This window comes from Aquariibacter albus (assembly GCF_014145335.1).
Classification (GTDB): Bacteria; Pseudomonadota; Gammaproteobacteria; order Burkholderiales; family Burkholderiaceae_C; genus Aquariibacter; species Aquariibacter albus.
In genome coordinates this window covers 579,633-601,592 of sequence record NZ_JACIVI010000001.1, presented here as the reverse complement: position 1 = coordinate 601,592, position 21,960 = coordinate 579,633, and the positions used below count along the sequence as shown (strand labels likewise).

The following is a 21,960-nucleotide window of genomic DNA, read 5'->3' as shown; positions in this document are numbered from 1 at the left end:
GTCAGTCGGTGAGTTCACGCGGGCGATGCCGCGCGGTGCAGGTTCTTGGCCCATGCGACGGGAACAGTCGCCCACTGCGTGGAGGTGATGACCGGGACAGGCACGTCGTCGATGGTGGGCAGCCCTGTAGCCGCCATCGGCAGCAACATCCACAAGCTACTGAGCTTGCCCGGTCGTCCGACTTCATCACGAAGGTCGTCGATCAGAGGCATGAGGCCGTAGCGGGCGATCAGCCCCGAATTGACCAACAGCACAGGGGCAGTGGCTTCAAGCAGGGCCTGCTTCACCTGCGGCAGTGCTTTGTGAACCAGGCGCATCAGGCGGCCCCAATCGGCGCTGGTCGGAGCGGCGCCATCGGCCAGCAGGACCACGTTCCAGTTCACCTTGAGGGCATCAGCCTGCTGGCGCAGTGCCTTGATCATCAGTGTGTCGAAACTCACCCTCTGGCGGCCGAACCGACGAAGGAGTTCGGCTTCAACATGGTGAGCAAGACGGGGTTCGACGGTGAGCACGAGAAAACCGCCGGCCTTCTGTGCATAGGCCAGACGGTCTTCGAGCTTCTGCGCCTCGATGGCTGGCGCCGACGCCTCCTCGGCGCTGATGTCGGGCGCGGGCCCATTACGTTCGATCGCCGTGGTGGCACGCGAGTATTGGGTGGTGGTGCCTGCCGATACCCCGAGCGCCTGCGTGGATGGCACGTAGCCCGGCCCCGCCGGTGTATCGTCGCGCCAGACCAAAAGTGCGCCGACATCGCTGAGCATGGTGTCAAGCAGCGGCCGGGGCGGAAGCGGCTGCGCTTCCGGGTAGCGGCCGGCCACACGGTCTTGCACGTCCTTCAGCTTGAGGAAGCGCACGCCCATCAGGGCACCGAGAGACTGCCGCAATGCCAGCGATGCCGCCATGCCACGCGGGTAGATCTCTTGCCGGCTGGACAGTGCCGCGCGCTGTGATGCCGCGGTGGCCAAACGCAGCAGGCGCTGCGAGGAAAGAGCAGCGTTGGCCGGCGGTGCAAGAACGGACTCCAACGTCTCCAGGGCGCGCTGCGGTGTCAGCAAAGGCTCTGCCTGAGCGCAGGCGTCAGCAGAACTGCCGAGGCGCCGCGCGTACTCGGCCAGCTCGGCGGAGACGGCGATCAGCGGCATGGGTTGGTGCTCGTACTCCTGAAACCGTGGGGCCTTCATGCTCGCCTCGGCCTCGCAGCAAGCGCGAACCACGGCTGTTGCAAGACGCGCACGCTCTGCGTCGTCCTGGGAAGCGCAGCCGCGCATCGCAAGCAGTGCCGACGCCAGCTCAGGCACGGTCATCACGCCGCCCTGGGTCGACAGCAGGCTTTCGAAGTGGTTGCGCAGCTCGGTGAGCGGGGGCGTCTTCTGCCAGCGCTCGCGGGCTCTGAGGAGCGATTCAGAGGCATCGCTGCGGTCAATGGACTGTGAGGATGCAGCGACGCCTAGTGGCGTCCACAAGGTCGATCCTTCAGCCTCTTCAAGGCCGAGGTAGACGGCCAGGGCGGCCTCTTCGGCGCGGTCGTCACCGGCCGGGCGGCGAGGCAGCAGTTGCGCGGCCAGCTCGTTGACGCTGTTGGCACCTGCAGACGACGTGTCTTCCTCTGCCTCGTGCAACGTCGGGCGTCCCTGCACCAAGTCGGGCCGGATCGCGGCAAGCGCCTTGGCCTTGAGGCGGATCTCCTTGCGGACCTTGTCGCCCACTCCGCGAAGGTAGCGGAACCGCACGCGGTCTACGGCCAGCAACTCGCGGGCGTTGTGGATCGCCATGGCTTCGAGCACGTTCTGAGCTTCCACGCTGTAGCCGAGCTCGGCCATGTTGGTGTTGGCCGTGGCCAGGCGCGCTACGGCCTCGAAGGGGTCCGATGCCTGCTGGCTCGTGGCGGCTGCGGCCTCGAACACTCGGCGCCAATCCCGCAGCATTTCCTCTGCGTTGTCGAAGCGCTTCAGCGGATTGCGGTTGAGCGCCCTTGCGAAGAAGGCCACGAAGCCTTCGCGCAGCAAGGGGTCGAAACGCTCGGTGGCCAAGGTGGCTTCGCAATCGAGCATCGATGCCTGCGTCTTGCCATCACCCCACCGAGGCAGCAGGCCTGTGACCATCTCGTGCAGCGTGACACCCAGGGCAAAGCGCTCGGCCTGCAGATCCCATCGCGGCGGCTTGCGAAGGGAAAGGAAGGGATCTAGGTACGGATGCGTGCCGGCGGAGATGTTCTCGGGCGAGGTTCGGGTGAGCGAGAAGTCAAACAGCACCAACTGCAGCTTGCCCTTGGTGCCAGCCTGTGACATGCCGATGTTGTCGGGCTTGATGTCACGGTGGGCCACGCCTTGCTGGTCGAGGTAGTCGACTGCCTGGATCAGCTCCTCTCCGAACCGCTGCAGCAGGTCCAGCGAAAGGCGTGCCTCCTCCCGAATCCGGTGCGACAGCGTGGTGTCACCGGCCTTGCGCATCAACAGCGCGGTGCGGCCATTCACGGTGAGCGTGCGCTGCCACTCGACGATGTTGGGATGACGCAGCTTGGAGAGTGCCTCGCCTTCCGCCGTGAGGCGGTCGTTGAGACTCGCATCGAGCGCGACCTTCAGCACCATCTCTTCGGTGTTGCCATCAACACGGACCAGAAGTACGTCGGCTGACGAGCCCCGGCCCATCTTGCGGACGACGGTGAAGCCGCCTTCAATGCGCTCTTCGGGCTTGGCTTCAGCTGGGTCGACGGTGGCTTCGGGCTCAGGTGTCGTGAGTTCATCGACGACCTTGTCAAGGTCTTGCAGGAACTCGTCGACAGTGCCGTAGCGGCCCATCACGTCGGGGTTGGTGCTGTACTGGATGAGGTCTTGCAGCTGCTCGCCGCAGCCGTCCAACACATCGGAGAGCCGAAGGCCTTGCCCGATGCGCAGCTTCTCCGCCAGTTCCAACACCGACCCTGCGGGTGGGCGGCCAGAAAAGACGTGATACGTGATCGCGCCCAGGCTGAATACGTCCAGGCTGGGGCCATGCTGAGCCTCGGCTTGTGAGGTCTCTGGCGCCAGGTAGACCAGGCCAGGATCCTCCACGTACTCCTCGACGTGCATGGTGCCGCCCACCGTGCGTCGAGCCGGATCGACTGTGTCGCTGCTCTGGGTGCCTTCGCGCGTGCCGGTCTGCCAGTTCATGATGCGCGGCCGCGGCGTGGCGCCTGCAACGTCTTGCACCAACACGCTTTGCGGGCACAAGGCGCGGTGGTACAGCCGCTTCTGGTGCGCGTACTTCAGGGTTTCGGCCAGGTCACGGACGATCTGCAGGCGTTGATCCACGCTGAGTAACTGGCCCATCTCATGGAGCAGGAAGTCCAGTCGGATCGACTTGGGGTCGTGATCGAAGATCAGTGCTGGGCCAAGTTCAGTGTCTTGGTAGTCCTTGACCTTGACGATGCCCGGGTGGTCGATGCCTTCGAGGATCTGAAATTCGCGCTGTGCCTGGCGCACCAGCGACTTGCGAGCCTCGGCGGTGGCCGCAGCAGCAACGGTATAGATGCGAACGCGGCGGCGCACCGCGTCCATCGCCGCGTGGGTGCCTTCCCAGTCTTGATACGACGCGCCCTCCGACAGCAATGAGCCCAGTTGGTAGTCGCCGACCTTGCGGTGCTTGTTGGACGGCCGAATCCCCGCCTCCGCCATGGCTCGAGCCAAGACGCGGGCGTGCTGCTGATCGACACGACCAGGCTGGAGATCACGGATGTTCCCAGTGCCGTTGTGCAGCGCGCCGATGATGCCGGGGTCCGACTCGCTACCCGGCTGCCCGCGAAGGAAGGTACCGGACCGGGCCGTGCCGGTGAGCTTGCAGTTGAGGCTGGTGGCGGACAGGAAGATGAGCGGCTCGACGAATGGCAGCTTCACCTTGGCCTTGAGCACTGCTGACTGGCGACGCAGCAAGCTGGCGAGCCGCTTCGACTTCCGATTGGCCAGGATCAGCGGGTTGTCGTAGGCCCGCTCGCGGCCATCAGTGACCCACGACCACGTGTGTGCATCGCCCGATACGACGCCAGGCCTGCTCTTGATCTCGATGAGAAAGAGCCCGGCCGGCGTCAGGATCAAAGCGTCGACTTCGTTGACCTTCCCTTCCTCGTCAATGAACTCGAAGTTTGTCCAGGCATGCCAAGGCTCGCGGTCAGGCAAGTTGCCGCGAAGCCAGTCCAGCGCTTCGCGTTCCCACGCAAATTGGGACTGGGAAACCGCCTGCCAGCGCGTCGGGCCCATGGGCATCTAGATTCCTCCGTCTCGCACCGTTGCACCGGCTTGCGATTCGCTGTCGGGGACGATCTCCAACAGCTCGGCCAACTGGCAACCAAGCACGATGCAGAGGCGCTCCAGGGTCGCCAGCTCCACGCGGCTTGCACGATTGTTCGCAAGAGCCGTCACGGCGCTGCGATTGACGCCAGCAGCACGTGCGAGCTCCGCCGCCTTCAGCTGGCGCTGGCGCATCAGAGCAAACAAATTGGAACGGATCAATGCATCCACCTTGTGCCGGGGTGTTGCGCAGGATAGCATGTCGATGGGATTCCGTAACGGTTGTTCGCAGCCAACGGCGCCAGGCCTGCTGGCCGACGGGATGGTCTGGCGCATGACTTTGGTGAAGTTCAGTCCCGCGCATGCAGTCGCGGCCGTTGGCATCCAAATTCTTGTTTTTATTGACTTTTCCTAGCCAAGACCGAGTTGGCCGACTTGCGACACGCGGCCCACCTGACCGGCACCGGCACCGCTGTGATCTGCGGCATGCCCCGTCTGGCGATGTTGGATCGCATCGCCCCGGGTCGCGGAACGATGATCCGGCCACACACGAACGTGAAGGGACAGCATGAAGGTCGTTCGCCTCACCATCGCCAACTTCAGGGGCATCAAGTCCGCCGAGTTGCTGTTCGACGGGCACATCCTGATGGTGGGCACAAACAATGTGGGCAAGAGCACGTTGTGCGAGGCGCTCGACCTGGTGCTCGGGCCCGACCGACTCAATCGCTTCCCACCCGTCGACGAATTCGACTTCTACAACGCCACCTACCTGGTTCCGCCACCAGCCGAAGACGAACCGCCTCAGATCGTGCCGTTGCGGATCGAGGCGGTGCTGATCGAACCCGGCGCCGAGATCGCCGCCAAGTGCGGCGGCAACATGGAGTTCTGGCACCTTGGTGAGCAGCGGCTGCTCGGGCCTGGAGAGTTGGCCGCGGCGAACCCACCGGACGTTGTGCCCTGCCTCAGGATCGAGACGATCGGCAAGTACGACCCGGAGGAAGACGAATTCGAGGCCAGGACCTTCTTCTCCCACAGTCCCGACGCGCCGGAAGGGGAACTGACTGGCGTTCCGAAGCCGATCAAGCGGCTCTTTGGCTTCCTCTACCTCCGCGCCCTGCGGACAGGCTCGCGCGCGCTCAGCCTCGAACGCGGCTCGCTTCTGGACATCATTCTTCGCACCAAGGGTGTCCGCACAAGCCTTTGGGAGAAGACCATCGATCGACTGCGCGGCCTGGACATTGAGGCCGATGCCGCCGAGATCGCGCCCGTACTCCGATCCGTGGAACGCCGCCTGGCGCGGTACATCGCCTTGGAGTCACCCGGCAATGCCACCAAGCTGCACGTTTCTGAGCTGACTCGAGAGCACCTGCGCAAGACAATGACCTTCTTTCTCGCTCTGTCTGCGGACCAGGGCCATGTGCCGTTCCCGCACGCGGGCACCGGCACCATCAACACCTTGGTGCTGGCGCTTCTATCGTTCATCGCGGACTTGAAGCCCGAGACCGTGATCTTCGCGATGGAGGAGCCCGAGATTGCCGTTCCTCCGCACACGCAGCGCCGAATCGCCGAGTACCTGCTAACGAAGACCACGCAGGCTTTCGTGACCTCTCACTCGCCTTTTGTCATCGAGAAGTTCGAGCCTTCGAAGACGCTGCTTCTCGCTCGCAAAGACGGTGTGCTCTCGGCGCGCAGGGTGTCCGACGCGACAGGACTCAAGGACAACGACTACAAGAGGTTTGCGCGCTCGGGCCTGACCGAGTGCATGCTCGGGCGTGCAGCGATCGTGGTCGAGGGCGTCACCGAACTGCACGCCTTGCCGGTCGTCGCCCGCAGGATGGAAGAGGCCGACCCCAACTTGCAGCCGCTCGACATCGCGGGCGTGGCCTTCTTCGATGCCGACGGCGAGTCGAACATGCCGAAGTTCGGCAAGTTCTTCAAGACGTTGGGGCTGCGTACGTTCGCCTTCTATGACAACGACTACAAGAAGAAGCGCAAACCTGAGCAAGCGAAGGCGCTCGCGGAGAACTTCGAGATCAACGTCGAGCATGCATACAAGGGCTTCGAAGACCTCGTGGTCGCGGAGGTGCCACTGGACCGCCTATGGTCCTTCCTGTCCGCACTGCAGGCCAATGACGAGAACGGCAATCTAGCGATCCCGGATGCGCGCCCACCTGACGATGCCCTCCGAGCCCTTGCTAGGGAAGCCTTGGGAGGCAACAAAGGGGCCGGGTGGGCTGCGCGGTTGTTTGAAGAGTGCGAGTTGCATGAACTGCCGGCTACGGCAACGGCCTTCTTGGCGTCGGTGTTCGCGTTGTTTCCGCCTCCGCCCCCGATTGATGACAACGGTGAAGAGGCGGAAGCCGCCGCCGATCCCGACGAGCTATGAACGAGCCGTGCGCGCTGCGCGACAGCGTGTTGGCATGCGACGGCCACATCCTGGTCATCGGAGGACCGGGCAGCGGCAAGACGACCGTTGCGCTTCGCAAGGCTGTTCGCCGAATCAAGCAAGGCATGCAGCCGGGTCAATCTGCCCTGTTCCTCAGCTTCTCGCGCGCCGCGGTTGCCCGGATTCTCGACGCCGCAAAGCTTGAGACCACAGCCGCGGAGCGCGAGCTGCTGTCGATCCAGACCTTTCACTCGTTCTTCTGGAGCATCCTGAAGGCACATGCCTATCTCCTGGGCGCACCAGCCAAGCTGTCGATCCTGCTGCCACAGGACGAGAAGGCTCTATCGGGTGGGATCGACGATGACGATCCGGGCTGGGAGGACTGGCTGATCGAGCGTGAACGGCTGTTCCGCGAGGAAGGGCGAATCGCCTTCGACTTGTTCGCACCATACGCGACCCAGCTGTTGGCGACGAGTTCGCACCTGCGGACGGCAGTGGCCATGCGGCACCCGATCATCATCGTGGACGAGGCACAGGACACCGGGCAGTTCGCTTGGCAGTGCATCCAGATGCTTGCGCCCAGCTGCCAAGTCCTGTGCCTGGCAGACCTTGAACAACAGATCTTCGACTACCTGCCCGGCGTCGGTCCGGAGCGGGTCATCGCGATACGGGAAGCACTACAGCCGCACGAGGTTGACCTCGGCAGCCAGAACCACCGCAGCCCCGACTCTGAGATCTTGGCATTTGGCAACGACATTCTGACTGGCAAGACCCGTGGTGCACCGTACAAGGGTGTCTCCGCACTGGCCTATCGCCCGGAGAAGCCGCCGCCGAACTGGAATCACTTGCTAAGGCATGCACTCTTTCGTCTGTTCAAGGCGATTCGCACCCAGACCGGTTCGTTTCCCAAGACCGTTGCGATCCTGGTGTCGAACAACCGAAGTGCCCTGAAGATGTCGAACGCACTCAACGCTCTTGGGACAAACGTTGGGAAGGTCGTCCGCCACAAGCTGCTGTTCGACGAGGCCGAATCGTTGTTGTCCGCTCGCCTCGCGGCGTTTCTGCTTGAACCGAAGGATCTGACCGATCTCGAAGATGATGTAGCGACCTGCATGGAGATGATCGCGGCTGCGCGCCGAGCGACAGGCCAGGCACGCACCGAAGTAGCGAAGCTACAGGAGCAGGCCATCAAGATCCGAAGCGGCAAGGCGCTCAACATCAACATCGCGAAGTCATTGCGAAGCCTGATCACTGAGCTGAGTCTGTCTGAGTTCACTGGCGACCCGGCCAAGGACTGGCTGACGATCAAGCAGTTGCTTCGTGCGACGGGTCAAGTCGAACTCGGTCGCGTCGCCAATCAGCTTGACTACCTCGTCGCTTTCCGAAGAGGACACCGCATCTCGTCAGGTCTGGCAACGGAGTGGCTACGCGATGGGGCATACACAAACGCGCGCGCGGCGTTAGATCAGGCTCTCGCACAGGAGCAGATCCTGGACGGCGTGGAGGCACCAGCGGGGTTGCAGGTGATGAACTTCCACAAAGCCAAGGGGAAGCAGTTCGACGGCGTGATCATTGTTCGCGAGGCGCGTAGGACGAAGACTGGCGTTGAGTCATCGTTCGTCTGGCGAGGCGACGATCCTCCGTACCCGAAGAGCAGACGAGTGCTGCGCGTGGGGATCACGCGGGCTCGGGCGCATACGCTGCTGCTGGATCCGCTCTGGCCTATCTGCCCGCTGATGAAGGGCCACAAACTATGACATTCGAAGGAGGCTGCTGACGTGACATCTCCTCGCATCGACCTACGCCCGGGAATGACCGAGCCCGTTGTACTGTTGATATCCCGTCGCGAGGTAGATGCCGGCGACCTCGCCTCCGTCTTGTCGCGCCTGAAGGTTTTCTTGGCCACGCGCGAGGACGCCTGGCGCTACCGCGGGCAAATGACGTTGGTGGTGGACGGGTACAACCACGATCCGCGCGAGCTGGTCGACATCGCCGAGGTGCGGTCGCTTCTGCGCCGGCTGGAGGCCGAGTGGCCCTACTGGGCCTTCTTCTTCAATCAGGTGGACGACAGCATCAAGCTGCTGCTGTCCTGCGTGGCCGGCAGCCGCTACCTCGGCAACGGCGCCGTCGAGATAGACGCCAATCTAGTGGCCGCCGCAATGGCCCGCGCGTTCGGCGGCATGAACGCGGTCTTCGAGCGCTTCAATTTCCCCGAGGACGAACTCGAGCTGATGAGCCGCGGCTTCGTCGAGGTTTTGCAGCAGGCTGGGATGGGCTGACCGTTCATCGACGCCGTATCAGCGCGGTCGCAGGATCACGGTGTTCAACCCGATAAGCCGGTAGCGGTGTGGCCCTTCGACCAACACGCGCCCGAGTCGACGCGCCTTTCGTATCCCTCGGACAGCCTCTGTGCGCGTCACGGGAACCGGGAGCGCCGCCCAGCCGTTGAAGGCATCCCAGTCGTCGGGATGCGCCTGCTCGAACTCCATCTTGCAGGTACGGATGCGTTCCATGTTGGCCACCGCCTCAGATCGATAGACCTGCGCCATTCTGCGCGTGCCCCTGCGCGAACCAGGGCGCGCCCGAGGCGGCACGGATAATCCTCCCATGAAGAACCTGCGCCCGGAGACCCTGGGCATCCTCAAGCAGATCGAGACGCTCAGCGGCAGGCCCGTCGAGTTCAAGCCCGACGCTTCGCTGACCCTGCGCGCGACGTTGCAACTCGCGCGCAACGGCGCGCCGGCCCACGTGCTGCGCTACCGGCCCGCGAACGAGCCGCTTGACTACTGGGTCGCCTACCAGGCGGGCTACCTGTTGCGCCTGCTGGAACTGCCGCCGTCCGAGCGCTTCGACTTTGCCGGCACCGGCTCGGCGCCTGCCCAGGTGGAGGAGCTGTTGACCGCCGGCCTGAAGCTGACCGATGCCGAACGGTCGGCCGCTCCCCGTTTCGCGGAAGCCGCGGCTCACTGGGCCATGATGAATCTGCGTTCGTTCGCCATTGGCATGCGCATCGACCAGTGGCTGGCTGAACGGCACCCCGATCTTCACCTGCTGCAGCGTCATGGCATGGACGCCCTGCAGCAGGAGAACCTGCAGTTGCTCTCCCAGCGCGTCGGCAAGCTCGCAATCCCGGTGCCCCTGCTGGGTCCGGTCGCGGCATACGCTCTGTTTGCTGACCGGCTGCTGGGCAAGACCACCTACGCGATACCCTTTCGAGCGGCCGGCGCGCTGGACCTGGGCGCCGAGCTGCTCTCGATCGTCGACAAGCTGCCGGCCGATGCGGAGCACGATCGCGCGCTCGTCGATACCTGGGCCAGCGCGATCGGCATGACCGGGTGGTACACCTGGATCCCCTACAAGCCCTGAAACGCATGGCCGAGTTCAAGATTCCCATCAGCCGCTTCGACACCAACCTACTGCCGCCCGAGGCGCGACAAGTCGGCACCGAAGCGTTCAAGGCGGCCGTGGTGATGCACTTCGCCGCCGAGTACGCGGCGCAGGGCCAGACCGCCATGGTGACGGTGGACGACGAAGAGATCACCGTGCTGGCCTTCCCGGCCACCGCTTCGGCGCTCGACTTCGTGATGCCGATGCTCCGATCGGGCCGCATCGCCGAGGCCGTGCCGTACCTGGAAAGCCTGACCAAGTCGGCGCCGGCCGATGCTGCGGTGCTCTACAACCTCGGCATCGCCTACAGCGAACTCGGCCAGTACGACGAAGCCATCATTCGCCTCAAGCGTGCCGTGCAGCTGGATCCCGGCCACGCCCATGCCTGGGTCGGCATCGGCAATGCCTACCACCGCATGCGCAAGCCCGAGCAGGCGCTCGAAGCCTTCGAGCAGGCGGTGCAGGCGGATCCCAACGACGGCTACACGCGCCGCAACCTGGGCGGGATCCTCATCGGCTTCAAGCGCATTGACGAGGCGGTGCAGCACCTGCGCCGAGCGCTGGAACTGATGCCCGACGACCCGCAGTCGATCTTTGGGCTGGCCACGGCGCTGGAGCAGCTGGGCACGCGGGAAGCCGATGAGGAGGCCGATCAGCTCTACCGCCGCTTCATCCACGAGCACCCGAACTCGCCGATGGTGGAGCAAGCGGAGAAGTCACGCACGGCCTTCGCCCACCGGCAGGTGAAGTCGAACTCTGTCGGCGGCTTCCGGCCCGACGTGATGATGTACATCGCAGGGGCACTCGACACCTTCAAGAAGCAAGGCACGCAGAAGCGCCAGGCCATCGCGCTGGAGATCGCCATCCTCGGCCGCGGCGGCCTGGACATCAACGATCCGGACGAGAAGTACAGCCTGAAGTCACTGCCCGGCAAGTTCTCGGGCCTGCACCTGCTGGCCATCATGTACACGGCGTTTCAGCAGATCGATCCGACGATGGACACGGGCGTGGACTTCGCGGCCGAGTACAAGGCAGCGTTGGAGATGCAGGGGAAGTAGCCGGCGCCCGCATGATGTTGCGAGGTTTGCCCCTCACCGTTGGGGGACGAGGTCGATCGGCCTGAGCTGCGGTGCCACTTCCGGCGTGGCCCGGTGCGGAATCGCTGCCTGAGTGATCGGCATCTCCTTGATGAAAGCGGCGATGGCGCCTGCCAACTTGCGGTCGTCCGCATCGCCGGAAGTAGCTAGCGCCTTGCCCACGTGCATCCAGGCTTCGACGGCCTGCGCTCGCGTCGCCTGCGCCGCGGCCGTCGCCTTGGACCCCGGGCGCGTCGTCCGCAGGCGCCCATCCTGCCGGGCCTTCAGCCGCCACAGTGTGTCGTAGTTCTTGTCGCGCCCGCGGGTGGCCTGGCGGGTTGCCTCTGCTTCGATGCCCTGATCGCGCAGCTTCCCGGCGAAGGTCTCGCGCCACCGATGCAGGTCTGCCTTACGCGGATTGAGGCGCTTGCCGTGCCGTGATTCGGCCCGCACGCTGATGTGCACGTGCGGGTTGGCCTGGTGGTCGTGCAGCGCCATCACGTACTTGTGGTCCGCCAGCTCGACCTTGGCGAACTCGCGTGCCGCGCGCTGCACCGCCAGCGGATCGGTGCCACGTGGCATCGACAGCATGATGTTGTAGGCCTCGCGCCGGTCGCCCAGGTCATCGATGAAGGTGCCGCCGTAGCGCCAGTCGTCAGCCAGCCCCTGAAGTGCTGACTTTCCGCGCGAGGTGTCGCCGCGGTCGTCTTCAATGTCTAGGCGGCCGTTCTTGCTGATGTAGCGGAAGTGCGCCGCGATGGCCTTCATGCCGCGCCCACCGCCCGTGACCTTCACCATCACCTGCGGCGCCCGACGCACCACGGTCGCCTCGATGCGCTCGCGGATGGCGGCGGCCCGCTGCCTCGCAGCGAGCGCGCTGAGCTTGGGTTGCGGCCGGGTGTGCACGATCCGGTTGCCCGGATAGAAGAGCCTGTCGCCCCACTGCAGAAGGACGCCGTCGATGTGCTGACCTTGCGTCATGGCCGTGCTCCCGTGCGCGTGGTGCTGATGCGGTGCTGATGCATGCCACTTCCCCGACGTGGCTGCAGATCCGCCATCACCCGCGTGTAGTGATCCAGGTGCTCGCGCACGTCGGTGCCCAGCGTGGCCAGCATCGGCCGGTACTCCTCGGCTGGCCTGAAGGCGCCCTGCCGAAGCAGCGAGACGAGGTGGCTTAGGTTGCGGCTGAACGTGGACAACTCGGCACAGGACGCGATCAGCGCTCCGACGGTTTCGGCGCGGTCGCTGGCAGGCATGGGCGCGGGCTGCATAGCCAGCAGGTTGGCGACGAAGTCGCCCGGAGCTTGGCCAGCCAAACGGGCCGCAGCCAGCACCGCAGAAGCATCGTCGCGGGACATCCGCAGCGTGAGCCGCACGCGGCCCACAGCGCGGGCTTCGAGCCGCGAGGGACGTGTGCCTTCGATGGGCCCAGCAGGGCCGCCCAGAGCCTCTGCAAGCGTCGCCCGGACCCAACCCGAGGGCGACGTGCCGGCCAGCCGTGCGCGCTCGACCAGCGCGGCTTTCAGACCATGCAGATCGACGCTGAGTCGATCACGTGACGAGGGTGCCATACCCGAGCCTCCTGACATGCCGTGCGTGTCAGACAACGGCGCCACCGCGCCTATCTCTGCACTCACCAATGCATTCAGTCTCGGCTCGAATCGAGGTCACAGGACCGATGATTTCGGCCCAAGAATCATCGAACCGGCCGCTATGGTCTACCGGCATGCATCGGGAAGCCGACGACAAGACGACGGGATCTGCCGTCGATCCGCCGAGCAAGCGACGATCTGCCGCCGGCTGTGGATCGAATCAACCGCCGCTCATCACTAAGGACGGGACAAGCGACGGCAAGGCGACGGATCCTGCTGGGGCAGCAGACGAACTGCCGCCGCAGAGCCGATGATTCGCCGCCGAAAGTCATCGCGTCCGACCGGCCCGCAGCGACCTAGATTGGTCGTACTGCCACTGCGGAGTCTCCGTGCACCTGCAACCCAAACGTCCACCCGGACGCGCCGACCGGAAGGCCGCGGCGTATGCGGCTGAGATCGTGCGGCTGCGCGCGGAGGGCTACACGTACGAAGCCATCCGAGAGGCACTCGGCGAGGTCGGCATCACGTTGAGCGAGTGTGCGCTGAGGCGCGAGGTACGCAGGCACGAGAAGCGAACCGTGGGCACCGCTTCGGACGTTCACCCAACACCGCAGGTACCTCCAGGTCCGCGGTTGTATGTGGAGCGCCCCCTGACCACCGGGCCGCCGCCGTCAAAGGACGCCACCGGCCGCGAGATCGCAGCAGCGTTCTTTGACGCAAACCCCAGCAACCCACTGCTTCCAATCAAGGAGAAATCATGAGACTCGCGGTCATCAACTTTTCGGGCAACGTCGGCAAGACCACGATTGCCCGCCATTTGCTCGCGCCCCGGATCCCCGGCTGCCAGGTCGTCGCGGTGGAGAGCATCAACGCCGACGACGGCCAGTCCGTGACGATCCGCGGTCGGCAGTTCGCGCAGCTGCAGGAGTTCCTTCAGAGCGTCGACAACGTCGTGATCGACATCGGCGCGAGCAACGTCGAAGACCTGCTCAAGCTGATGCGCCGCTATCGCGGGAGCCAGCAGGACTTCGACGGCTTCATCGTGCCCACCGTGCCGGCCCGCAAGCAGCAGCAGGACACGGCGGCCACGTTGACGGAGCTGGCACGCATCGGCGTCCCGCCGGACCGGCTGCGCCTGGTCTTCAACCAGGTCGACGACGACAACCCGATCGAGCACACCTTCGAAACGTTGCTCGCCTATTGCGCCTCGTCGGGCGTGGTGCAACCACGGCTGGCAGCCTCCATCTCGTTCAACGAGGTCTACGCGCTCGTTCGTGGCACCGGCCAACCGCTGGCCGAAGTGGCAGCCGACAGCACCGACTACAAGGCGGCGATCGCGAAGGCCGGCACGCAGTCCGACAAGCTGGCCCTGGCTCACCGCCTCGCGATCCAGCGGCTCGCCTGGGGAGTCCTCCCCGAACTCGAGGCGTGCTTTGCAGCGCTGGACCTGCCTGCTCTGGCGCAGCAATCGGGCGTGGCAGCGGTTCCGGCAGCATCATGAACCCGAGCACACCACGTGAAGTGCTCATCGTCGAGGCTCTCGGCGAGGCCGCCAAGCTGATTCGACAGGTCGAAGCCTTGGCCCCGGCGCTGGATCAGTCACGCCAGTCGCTCGCGGACGCGCACAGCGGGCTCTCGGGTCAGCTGGCTGCGTTCGAGACCCAGGTGCTGGCTCTGACCGAGAAGGCCAAGGTCGTCGCGGTGAAGCACGTCCTGACGCGGACCGAGGAGGCGGCGAGGCAGTCGGCCGACCTGCAGAGTCGCGCCATGGCCGACGCGGCGAGGGTCGCCTTTGGCGCCGACATTGGCGCCGCACTCCAGCGCCTGCAGTCACTGCACGCGCGACCAGGACCGCGCTGGGAACCGTGGCTCACACATGCGGCAGCCGCAGCGACAGCATCGGCGGCCACCTGGACGCTGGCGATCACGCTGTGGCCTCGGTGAACGCGCATGCGCACGCTCGCGAGCACTGGTGTAGGATTAAATCCTACGCTGCACGCCAAAACTGCCATGCGCTCGACCCAACAGTTCAGCATCACCCTGCCCAACGAGATGGCCGACGCCGTGCGGGCGAAGGTGGCGGCCGGCGAGTACGCCACAGAGAGCGAAGTGATCCGCGACGGCTTGCGCGTCCTGCTCGCACGGGACCGGGCCGTCGAGGAATGGCTGCGCAAGGACGTGGCCGCCACGTACGACAAGCTCAAGGCCGACCCGTCGCGAGCAGTGGCGGCCGGCGCCGTCAAGGCACGCCTGGCCGCCGCGCACGAGAAAGCGACGAAGAAGGCGCCGGCCAAGGCCTGATCCCGTACGGCGTCGTCTACGCGCCCGAGGCGGCTGACCAACTCGAAGAGCTGTATCGCTACATCGCCGAGCGCAGGTCACCGGTGGTCGCCGAGCGCTACACCAGCGCGGTGATCGAGACCTGTGAGGGGCTTGCACTCTTTCCGCTGCGGGGCGTCTCGCGCGAGGACATCCGTCCCGGGCTGCGCGTCACCCACCACGGAGGTCGTACCGTGATCGCGTATGCCGTGGACCAGGAGCCGCGGCGGGTCTCCATCCTTGGAGTGCTCTACGGCGGCCAGGACCTCGCACGGGCCCTGGCCGAAGGCGGGGACGCCTGAACCATCCGCCCGAGGAAGCGGCTGCACTACGGCGTGTGGATGGGGCGCCGCGCGGCCGAAGGCAAGCGCGGCGCCGGTATTCCCGCGGGCCGGCGAAAGCCGGCCCGCGCGTTTTCAGACCGGCGTGGGCCAGCGATGATCGATGCTCACGCGTCGGTCGGCCAGCGCAGGCCCCAGCGCTCGATGACAGCACGCACGCGGCCATCACCTTCGGGGATGAGCGTGTGCAGGTCGGCACGGCCCCAGCGCAGCGCATCCAAGCAGCACAGCATGTCGTTGCTGATGGCGATGTCGACGGCGCGCAGTTCAAACAGGTCGAGCTGGAAGGCCTGACCGTTGTATGTTGCGGCCAGGAAGCGCGCGATGCGCGGGATCTGGCCGGAGTCGCGCGTCTCGGCCAGCTTCAACAGCCGCGCGAAGGCCTGGGCGCCGGCCTGGGTCGCCTGGAGCGACAGCGCGTCGCAGGCGGCGATCTCTGCGTCGATGGCGTTCTGAACCATGTGAGGCTCCTCGGGTGCGTGTGGGACAGCCGGTCCGATGGTCAGGCCGGCTGTCGGCGCAAGCGGCGATGACTTTCATCGGAAAGTCATCGCACATTGCTCAGCCCTTCAGCTTGCGCATCTCCTCGGCCAGCATCCACAGCGCGCGGTTCAGGCTCACGCCGCGGTCGATGCTGCCCACCGGCCGGGTCTGCAGCCGGCGACCCTGGGCGCTGCGGCCTGGCTGGCCACCGCGGATCACGTTCTCCTGCACGCGCTGGAAGGTGGTCCACAGGCTGTGCCCGATGTCTTCAGGCCTGCGCGCCTCGATCAGCTGCTCGGCAGTCACGGGCGCCGGACGATGCCCGCCGGTCTCCTCCACGCCGCGCTCACCGAAACGCAGCGCCAGGGCGGCCGTCGCGAAGGCGATTTCCTCGGGCGGCTCGAGCTGCAGCGCCTTCATCGCCTCGGTGTGCTCGCCCACCGCCTCGAACTCGTCGAGCACGCGGAACGCGCCTTCGATCACCTCGCCCTGGATGTTGCCCTTGTGCGGGATGCGGATGTCGTCCACCACCTCGCCCACCACCAGGCCGTTGCAGCAGACGAAGCGGAACATGCCCGCGAGCATCTGGTACGAACTGGCGCCGTCGTGGCTGTTGATCAGGATGATCTCGTTCGCCTCGGGCCGGGTCTGCACCTGTCCGGCGTGGCGCATGCGGATCATGTGCTTGGTGAACTCCGCCTTGCCTTCGACGCGGCTCTGGCCCTGGGCGACCATGAAGGGCTCGAAACCCTCCTTGCGCAGGCCGCGCAGGACATCGATGGTGGGGATGTAGGTGTAGCGCTCGGAGCGGCTCGCGTGCTTGCCCTCGGCGAAGATGGACGGCGCCGCGGCGCGCATCTGGTCCTCGCTCAGGGGCTGGTCACCGCGCATCACGCGGGTGTTGCGGGCAAAGCGGGTCGCCAGGGTCGGGGTCGAGTACATGATGGTTTCCTTCGATCGTTGATTGAGGTTCGAAGGGCGGGCGCACCTCAGCGGCTTCACGCCCACCCGATGAGGGTTCAGGCGTCGGCGTGCGCCGGCCGGCGCGCAGCACGGGGCTTGCGGGTGCTGGCGGCCGGTGCAGGCGGCTCGCCGCTGCCGTTGCTGGCGCCGGGCGCGCTGTCGTCGCCACGGGTGCGTCGGGCTTCGGACTCGGCGCGGCTGTCGAGGTAGTCGATCTCCTCGGCCGTGAACGCCATCCCGTAGACGGTCTCGCCGTCTTTCTCGTAGTTGTTGTTGCGCAGCCGGCCGACGATGTTGACGTGCGAACCCTTGCCCAGGTACTCGGCGGCGTTCTCGGCCTGCTTGCCCCACAGGGTCCACTGGATCGCAGTGGACTCCTCCTCGCGGGCTTCACCCGAACCGCGCCGCGTGTTGCTGATCGCGGTCAGCACGGCCTTGGCGATCTTGCCTTCGCGGCCGTTGACGAATTCGAGCTTGACGGCCACGGCCAGGTGCGCGTGACGCTGGATGACTTGAACGTTTGCCATGACGATCTCCAAACGAGAGCAAGCAGCCGGGTCCCGGTCCGGGTTCCCTGAAAACTGATCCTCTCGCTCGGACTCCCTTGCTCCCGCCCACGGGCGGGCGGGGGGTGGGCATGGCCCCTTCCCTCACGGGAAGGGGTTGGGGATGGGTGGTGTTCCTCAGCAGCCGAAGCAGTGAGCCGGTTTCCCGGCCCACCGCTTGAAGATCCCCCCACAAGTCCCCCTCGCAATTCGACGGGGGCGCGTGGGGGGAGCGCGGTGGGACGACTGGCGCACGGGCTGCCTCCTCCCCACGGTCGGCGCAGCGTCGCGGCCGATGTGCCAGCTCGCCTGGCGCAGCGGCTGCAGCGCAGCCGGCTGAACGATCACGAGCAGCGGCGGCTCTGCGGCCGACGTGCCACCAAGCGCAGCGACTGGCGCGACGGCCGAGCCGCGGCGATCACTTCAACGCATTCGGTCTTCAGCGGCCCGGCTACGGGCTTGGCGGGTGACCGGGGTGGCGATCTGGCCGGCGCCGCACCGAGCGGAGCGGAGCGCAGCGACCTGCAAGCCGGTCAGTTCGCCAAGCGGGCCTCGCTCACGCGCAGCGTGAGGGAATCAGGGCCCGCGATCCCCGGGCACGGGAAAGGGCCGCCGCGTGTTTCAGCCGGCAGCGCCGGCCTGACCGAATCGCGTCAGGGATGGAAGCCCGTCAGGGGCGAGACGGCGGTACCCCGGTGGCTCGACGCGCAGCGCGACAGCCCGGTCCCGCACCGCGGGGAGACGCCCAGGCCCACCGAGACCTGGCAGAACCTGCAACATCGAACGCACCACCCGGACACACAGCGCCGGCTGCACCAGCAACTCAAACCTGGGCAGCAGTGGACCCCGCCGCAGCATCAAACCTCGGATAGGACGCGCCCTTCACCGAATCCACCTTGACCACGCCTTCCTCGATCAGCCGGGCCAGCGCCACCTCGACGGACTCCACTGTCGCACCAGCCCCCAGGAGGGATTTCAGTGACCGCCACAGCGAAGCTGGGTTCGTCGGCCGCTTGTCGCCTATCTTCCTCAGGCTGTCTGTCTGAACCGCCCCGGGTTCTGAGGAGGCTCCAACCTTTGAGAGGATGGAGCGATGAGGAGAGCGAGCAAGTTTTCGCTCGAGGTCCAGGAGCGGGCCGTGCGGATGGTCGTCGAGGCCCAGGGCGAGCATGACTCGCAGTGGGCGGCCATCGAGTCCATCGCGTCCAAGATCGGCTGCACGGCCGAGACGCTGCGCCGCTGGGTGCGCCAGCATGAACGGGACACCGGCCAGCGTGATGGCCTGACGACGGCCGAGGCCCAGCGCATCAAGGAGCTGGAACGGGAGAACCGCGAGCTGCGCAAGGCCAACGAGATCCTGAAGCTGGCCAGCGCGTTTTTCGCCCAGGCGGAGCTCGACCGCCGGCTGAAGTGATGCGGGCCTTCGTGAATCAGCATCGTGACGTCCACGGGGTCGAGCCGATCTGCCGGGTGCTGCAGATCGCCCCCTCGGGCTACTGGCGCCACGCCGCGGGGCAACGCAGCCCCGCGTTGTGCAGCCCGCGAGCTCAGCGTGACGCAGCACTGGTGCCGCACATCGAGCGCGTGTGGCGCGCCAACCTGCAGGTCTACGGCGCGAAGAAGGTCTGGCGGCAACTCCACCGCGAGGGCCACGCGGTGGCCCGCTGCACCGTCGAGCGGCTGATACGTCGCCAGGGCCTGCGAGGCGTGATCCGCGGCAAGGTCGTACGCACCACGGTGGCCGACCCGAAGGCGCCGTGCCCACTGGACAAGGTCAACCGGCAGTTCAGGGCCGACAGGCCGAACCAGCTCTGGGTCTCGGACTTCACCTACGTCTCGACCTGGCAGGGCTGGTTGTACGTGGCCTTCGTCATCGACGTCTTCGCGCGGCGCATCGTCGGCTGGCGGGTCAGCCGTTCGATGCACACCGACTTCGTACTCGACGCCCTGGAGCGGGCGCTGTACGCCCGTCAGCCCGAGCGCGACAGCAGCCTGGTCCATCACTCCGACCGCGGCAGCCAGTACGTCTCGATCCGCTACAGCGAACGTCTGGCCGAGGCAGGCATCGAGCCCTCGGTGGGCAACCGCAGCGACAGCGATGACAACGCGCTGGCCGAGACGATCAACGGCCTGTACAGAGCCGAACTGATCCACCGTTGAGCACCCTGGAAGACCCGCAAGACGGTCGAGCTGGCGACGCTGGAATGGGTCTCCTGGTTCAACCATCACCGGTTGCTCGAGCCCATCGGCCCCGTGCCGCCGGCGGAGTTCGAGGACGCCTACTATCGTCAACGCGCCGAGTCGGCCACGTCGGCCTGACTCACACCAATGGGCCTCCACGAAACCCGGGGCGGTTCATTCCTCGGCGTGGTTTGGGTCTTGAGCAGGCGCAGCCCGTTGGCCACGACCAGTAGGCTCGCGCCCATGTCGGCGAAGACGGCCATCCACATCGTGGCGCTGCCGAACACGGCCAGCACGAAGAAGATGGCTTTCACGCCGAGGGCGAAGCTGATGTTCTGCCAGAGCACAGCGTGCGTCTTCTTCGACAGGCGGATCACTTCCGGAATGCGCCGCAGGTCGTCGTTCATGATGACCACGTCGGCCGCTTCCATCGCGGTGTCGGTACCGGCTGCGCCCATCGCGACACCGATGTCGGACTTGGCCAAGGCGGGCGCGTCGTTGATGCCGTCGCCCGTCATCGCGGTCGGGCCGTGCTTGCGCTTCAGGTCTTCGATGGCCTGGAGCTTGTCTTCGGGCAGCAGGTTGCCGCGCGCTTCGTCGATGCCGACTTCGTGGGCGATGGTCTGCGCGGTCGCGTTGTTGTCGCCGGTCAGCATCACGGGCGTCACGCCCAGTGCTTTGAGTTCGGCCACGGCCTGCTTCGAGCTCGGCTTGATGGTGTCGGCCACGGCGAACAGCGCCAGCACCCCTTCGTCGGACGCAAGCAGCGTCACGGTGCGGCCGGCTTCCTCGTGCCTCTTCAGCTCGGCTTCGATGGCCGGGCCGCACTGGCCACGCTCCTCGATCAGCCGGTGGTTGCCGAGCACGTAGGTCTTGGTGCCGACCTGGCCTTGCACGCCGCGCCCGGCCAAGGCCTTGAACGCATCCACCGGTGAATGCGCCAGCTTCAACCCTTCGGCGATGGCCTTCGACACCGGGTGATCGGACCGGCCCGCCAGGCTGGCCGCGACCTGAAGCGTGTCGTCAGCGCCGGCCAGCACCTGCTGGCCGACCAGCTTGGGCTTGCCTTCGGTGATGGTGCCGGTCTTGTCGAGCGCGATGGCGCGCAGCTTGCGCGCGTTCTCCAGGTAGGTGCCGCCTTTGACCAGGATGCCGCGCCGTGCCGCGGCGGCCAGCGCGCTCACCACCGTCACCGGGGTCGAGATCACCAGCGCACACGGGCAAGCGATCACCAGCAGTACCAGCGCCTTGTAGAGCGCCTGCGTCCACGTCCAGCCCATCAGCCACGGCGTGGCCACGGCCACCAGCACGGCGATCACGAAGACGGCCGGCGTGTAGACCGCCGCGAAGCGGTCGACGAAGCGCTGTGTTTCGGCGCGGCTGCCCTGGGCCTGCTCGACGGCGTGGATGATCCGCGCCAGCGTGGTGTTCGACGCGGCGGCGGTAACGCGGAACTCCAGCTCGCTGGTCTCGTTGACCGTGCCGGCGAACACCGGGTCGCCCGGGGCCTTCTCGACGGGGATGCTCTCGCCCGTCACCGGGGCCTGGTTGATCGCGCTGTTCCCGCGCAGCACCACGCCGTCGAGCGGCACGCGTTCGCCGGGGCGGATGCGCACGGTGGCGTCCAGCGGCACCTCGGCGGCCGGGCGCTGGGCCCAGGTGCCGTCTGGCTGCTGAACCAAGGCCGTGTCGGGTGCCAAGGCCATCAGGCCCTTGATCGCATTGCGGGCTCGGTCCACCGAACGCGCCTCGATCAGCTCGGCGATGGCGTACAGCGCCATCACCATCGCTGCTTCGGGCCACTGGCCGATCAGGAAGGCCCCGGTCACGGCCACCGACATCAGCGCGTTGATGTTCAGCTTGCCGTGCAGCAAGGCGCGGAAGCCCTTGGTGTAGGTTTCCAGCCCTGCGAGCACGATGGCCCCGAGCGCCAGGGCCATGCCGATCACCTGCGTCACGCGGGTTTCTGGTGCGAAGAACTCGATCGACTCCGCGGCGATGGCCAAGGCCAGCGCCAGGCCGAGCCGGCCGATCCCGGCCCCGAGTCCGTGCTCGACGTCGGCGGCCACCACCTCACCGGCACCCGTAGGCCGCTGCACGGGTTCGGGCTTGAAGCCCGCTTTCGTGATCGCCTCGACGGCCTGCGGCAGCACATCGGCCGGCGCAGTGATCGCGAGCGTGCGAGCCCCCAGCTGGAAGCTCAGCGAGCGGATGTCGGCCACGGGCTCCAGCGCGCGGCGGATCTCGGCTTCCTCGGCCGAGCAGTCCATGCTGGCAATGCGGAACAGCGCGGCATCGGGCGGTGCGACCGGTGCGGTTTTCGGCTCGGGGGTGTCGCAGGAATGGCAGCCGTGGCTGTCGCACGAGGGCGCGTCAGCGGCGATCGGCAGAGGGTTGGATTGCTTCATGGCGCACATTGAAATAC

Annotated in this window: 20 protein-coding genes, 1 pseudogene and 1 other annotated feature; of the genes and pseudogenes, 11 read left to right on the top strand and 10 right to left on the bottom strand. The window is 66.2% G+C overall.

Annotated elements, in window-relative coordinates; genetic code table 11:
- Nucleotides 1-14: 14 nt before the first annotated feature.
- Both pglW and H4F90_RS02735 read right to left on the bottom strand, forming a co-directional pair.
- Nucleotides 15-4,238: a BREX system serine/threonine kinase PglW gene (gene pglW, locus H4F90_RS02740; RefSeq protein WP_182661250.1), complete on the bottom strand. Its 4,224-nt coding sequence runs from the start codon at nt 4,236-4,238 to the stop codon at nt 15-17.
- The gene (locus H4F90_RS02735) at nt 4,239-4,598 is read right to left on the bottom strand and encodes a helix-turn-helix domain-containing protein (RefSeq protein WP_182661248.1); all 360 of its coding nucleotides are present in this window, start codon (nt 4,596-4,598) and stop codon (nt 4,239-4,241) included.
- Between the two features lie 232 nt (nt 4,599-4,830).
- Between H4F90_RS02735 and H4F90_RS02730 the strand changes: the two genes are divergently transcribed.
- From H4F90_RS02730 to H4F90_RS02720, 3 genes are read left to right on the top strand one after another with little or no spacing between them, the layout of a single operon-like run.
- The gene (locus H4F90_RS02730; RefSeq protein ID WP_182661246.1) at nt 4,831-6,648 is read left to right on the top strand and encodes an ATP-dependent nuclease; all 1,818 of its coding nucleotides are present in this window, start codon (nt 4,831-4,833) and stop codon (nt 6,646-6,648) included.
- The gene (locus H4F90_RS02725) at nt 6,645-8,405 is read left to right on the top strand and encodes a UvrD-helicase domain-containing protein (protein ID WP_182661244.1); all 1,761 of its coding nucleotides are present in this window, start codon (nt 6,645-6,647) and stop codon (nt 8,403-8,405) included. The genes H4F90_RS02730 and H4F90_RS02725 overlap by 4 nt, the downstream gene beginning before the upstream one ends.
- Before the next feature lie 54 nt (nt 8,406-8,459).
- A complete protein-coding gene (locus tag H4F90_RS02720; protein ID WP_182661242.1) occupies nt 8,460-8,927 on the top strand; it encodes a hypothetical protein in 468 nt (155 codons plus the stop codon).
- A gap of 18 nt (nt 8,928-8,945) precedes the next feature.
- Here H4F90_RS02720 and H4F90_RS02715 read toward each other — a convergent pair whose 3' ends face one another.
- On the bottom strand, nt 8,946-9,161 hold the full coding sequence (locus H4F90_RS02715) for a hypothetical protein (RefSeq protein WP_182661240.1): 216 nt from the start codon (nt 9,159-9,161) through the stop codon (nt 8,946-8,948).
- Between the two features lie 94 nt (nt 9,162-9,255).
- Here H4F90_RS02715 and H4F90_RS02710 point away from each other — a divergent pair, with 94 nt between their 5' ends.
- A complete protein-coding gene (locus tag H4F90_RS02710) occupies nt 9,256-10,014 on the top strand; it encodes a hypothetical protein (RefSeq protein WP_182661238.1) in 759 nt (252 codons plus the stop codon).
- A gap of 5 nt (nt 10,015-10,019) precedes the next feature.
- A complete protein-coding gene (locus tag H4F90_RS02705) occupies nt 10,020-11,093 on the top strand; it encodes a tetratricopeptide repeat protein (RefSeq protein ID WP_182661236.1) in 1,074 nt (357 codons plus the stop codon).
- Between the two features lie 33 nt (nt 11,094-11,126).
- Here H4F90_RS02705 and H4F90_RS02700 read toward each other — a convergent pair whose 3' ends face one another.
- Both H4F90_RS02700 and H4F90_RS02695 read right to left on the bottom strand, forming a co-directional pair.
- The gene (locus tag H4F90_RS02700) at nt 11,127-12,092 is read right to left on the bottom strand and encodes a relaxase/mobilization nuclease domain-containing protein (RefSeq protein ID WP_182661235.1); all 966 of its coding nucleotides are present in this window, start codon (nt 12,090-12,092) and stop codon (nt 11,127-11,129) included.
- Complete coding sequence (locus H4F90_RS02695) at nt 12,089-12,682, bottom strand: hypothetical protein (RefSeq protein ID WP_182661233.1); 594 nt, start codon at nt 12,680-12,682, stop codon at nt 12,089-12,091. The genes H4F90_RS02700 and H4F90_RS02695 overlap by 4 nt, the downstream gene beginning before the upstream one ends.
- 410 nt (nt 12,683-13,092) lie before the next feature.
- Between H4F90_RS02695 and H4F90_RS02690 the strand changes: the two genes are divergently transcribed.
- The 5 genes from H4F90_RS02690 (at nt 13,093) to H4F90_RS02670 (ending at nt 15,324) form a co-directional block, all read left to right on the top strand.
- Nucleotides 13,093-13,464 carry a hypothetical protein gene (locus H4F90_RS02690; protein ID WP_182661231.1) on the top strand — a complete coding sequence of 124 codons (372 nt, stop codon included), beginning with the start codon at nt 13,093-13,095 and terminating at the stop codon, nt 13,462-13,464.
- Complete coding sequence (gene stbB / locus H4F90_RS02685; protein WP_182661229.1) at nt 13,461-14,204, top strand: StbB family protein; 744 nt, start codon at nt 13,461-13,463, stop codon at nt 14,202-14,204. The genes H4F90_RS02690 and stbB overlap by 4 nt, the downstream gene beginning before the upstream one ends.
- Complete coding sequence (locus tag H4F90_RS02680) at nt 14,201-14,647, top strand: hypothetical protein (RefSeq protein ID WP_220486032.1); 447 nt, start codon at nt 14,201-14,203, stop codon at nt 14,645-14,647. The genes stbB and H4F90_RS02680 overlap by 4 nt, the downstream gene beginning before the upstream one ends.
- A gap of 66 nt (nt 14,648-14,713) precedes the next feature.
- Nucleotides 14,714-15,004, top strand: a complete 291-nt coding sequence (locus H4F90_RS02675) for a ribbon-helix-helix domain-containing protein (protein ID WP_182661227.1) — start codon at nt 14,714-14,716, stop codon at nt 15,002-15,004.
- Complete coding sequence (locus H4F90_RS02670) at nt 15,001-15,324, top strand: type II toxin-antitoxin system RelE/ParE family toxin (protein WP_220486072.1); 324 nt, start codon at nt 15,001-15,003, stop codon at nt 15,322-15,324. The genes H4F90_RS02675 and H4F90_RS02670 overlap by 4 nt, the downstream gene beginning before the upstream one ends.
- A 146-nt stretch (nt 15,325-15,470) precedes the next feature.
- Here H4F90_RS02670 and H4F90_RS02665 read toward each other — a convergent pair whose 3' ends face one another.
- From H4F90_RS02665 to H4F90_RS15725, 4 genes are all read right to left on the bottom strand, one after another.
- A complete protein-coding gene (locus H4F90_RS02665) occupies nt 15,471-15,824 on the bottom strand; it encodes a DUF7673 family protein (protein ID WP_182661225.1) in 354 nt (117 codons plus the stop codon).
- 100 nt (nt 15,825-15,924) lie between these two features.
- Nucleotides 15,925-16,788 (bottom strand): DUF932 domain-containing protein, encoded by an 864-nt coding sequence (locus H4F90_RS02660; RefSeq protein WP_182661224.1) that lies wholly within the window; start codon nt 16,786-16,788, stop codon nt 15,925-15,927.
- A 77-nt stretch (nt 16,789-16,865) separates the two neighbouring features.
- A complete protein-coding gene (locus H4F90_RS02655) occupies nt 16,866-17,336 on the bottom strand; it encodes a single-stranded DNA-binding protein (RefSeq protein WP_182661222.1) in 471 nt (156 codons plus the stop codon).
- Between the two features lie 841 nt (nt 17,337-18,177).
- Nucleotides 18,178-18,303: a hypothetical protein gene (locus H4F90_RS15725; protein WP_268911838.1), complete on the bottom strand. Its 126-nt coding sequence runs from the start codon at nt 18,301-18,303 to the stop codon at nt 18,178-18,180.
- 144 nt (nt 18,304-18,447) lie between these two features.
- Between H4F90_RS15725 and H4F90_RS02650 the strand changes: the two are divergent.
- Nucleotides 18,448-19,673, top strand: a pseudogene (locus tag H4F90_RS02650) (IS3 family transposase).
- Nucleotides 18,726-18,842: a sequence feature (AL1L pseudoknot), on the top strand. It overlaps the preceding pseudogene by 117 nt.
- Here H4F90_RS02650 and H4F90_RS02645 read toward each other — a convergent pair.
- Nucleotides 19,643-21,943, bottom strand: a complete 2,301-nt coding sequence (locus H4F90_RS02645; RefSeq protein WP_182662978.1) for a heavy metal translocating P-type ATPase — start codon at nt 21,941-21,943, stop codon at nt 19,643-19,645. The pseudogene H4F90_RS02650 and the gene H4F90_RS02645 overlap by 31 nt on opposite strands.
- Nucleotides 21,944-21,960 lie beyond the last annotated feature (17 nt).

Excerpts from the sequence above, each read along its gene's own strand:
- H4F90_RS02680 (WP_220486032.1), top strand. The coding sequence starts at position 14,201 with ATGAACCCGAGCACACCACGTGAAGTGCTCATCGTCGAGGCTCTCGGC.
- H4F90_RS02660 (WP_182661224.1), bottom strand. The coding sequence starts at position 16,788 with ATGTACTCGACCCCGACCCTGGCGACCCGCTTTGCCCGCAACACCCGC.
- H4F90_RS02735 (WP_182661248.1), bottom strand. The coding sequence starts at position 4,598 with ATGCGCCAGACCATCCCGTCGGCCAGCAGGCCTGGCGCCGTTGGCTGC.
- H4F90_RS02645 (WP_182662978.1), bottom strand. The coding sequence starts at position 21,943 with ATGAAGCAATCCAACCCTCTGCCGATCGCCGCTGACGCGCCCTCGTGC.
- H4F90_RS02710 (WP_182661238.1), top strand. The coding sequence starts at position 9,256 with ATGAAGAACCTGCGCCCGGAGACCCTGGGCATCCTCAAGCAGATCGAG.
- H4F90_RS02705 (WP_182661236.1), top strand. The coding sequence starts at position 10,020 with ATGGCCGAGTTCAAGATTCCCATCAGCCGCTTCGACACCAACCTACTG.
- stbB (WP_182661229.1), top strand. The coding sequence starts at position 13,461 with ATGAGACTCGCGGTCATCAACTTTTCGGGCAACGTCGGCAAGACCACG.
- H4F90_RS02665 (WP_182661225.1), bottom strand. The coding sequence starts at position 15,824 with ATGGTTCAGAACGCCATCGACGCAGAGATCGCCGCCTGCGACGCGCTG.
- pglW (WP_182661250.1), bottom strand. The coding sequence starts at position 4,238 with ATGCCCATGGGCCCGACGCGCTGGCAGGCGGTTTCCCAGTCCCAATTT.
- H4F90_RS02655 (WP_182661222.1), bottom strand. The coding sequence starts at position 17,336 with ATGGCAAACGTTCAAGTCATCCAGCGTCACGCGCACCTGGCCGTGGCC.
- H4F90_RS02715 (WP_182661240.1), bottom strand. The coding sequence starts at position 9,161 with ATGGAACGCATCCGTACCTGCAAGATGGAGTTCGAGCAGGCGCATCCC.
- H4F90_RS02695 (WP_182661233.1), bottom strand. The coding sequence starts at position 12,682 with ATGGCACCCTCGTCACGTGATCGACTCAGCGTCGATCTGCATGGTCTG.
- H4F90_RS02675 (WP_182661227.1), top strand. The coding sequence starts at position 14,714 with ATGCGCTCGACCCAACAGTTCAGCATCACCCTGCCCAACGAGATGGCC.
- H4F90_RS02725 (WP_182661244.1), top strand. The coding sequence starts at position 6,645 with ATGAACGAGCCGTGCGCGCTGCGCGACAGCGTGTTGGCATGCGACGGC.
- H4F90_RS02700 (WP_182661235.1), bottom strand. The coding sequence starts at position 12,092 with ATGACGCAAGGTCAGCACATCGACGGCGTCCTTCTGCAGTGGGGCGAC.
- H4F90_RS02730 (WP_182661246.1), top strand. The coding sequence starts at position 4,831 with ATGAAGGTCGTTCGCCTCACCATCGCCAACTTCAGGGGCATCAAGTCC.
- H4F90_RS02720 (WP_182661242.1), top strand. The coding sequence starts at position 8,460 with ATGACCGAGCCCGTTGTACTGTTGATATCCCGTCGCGAGGTAGATGCC.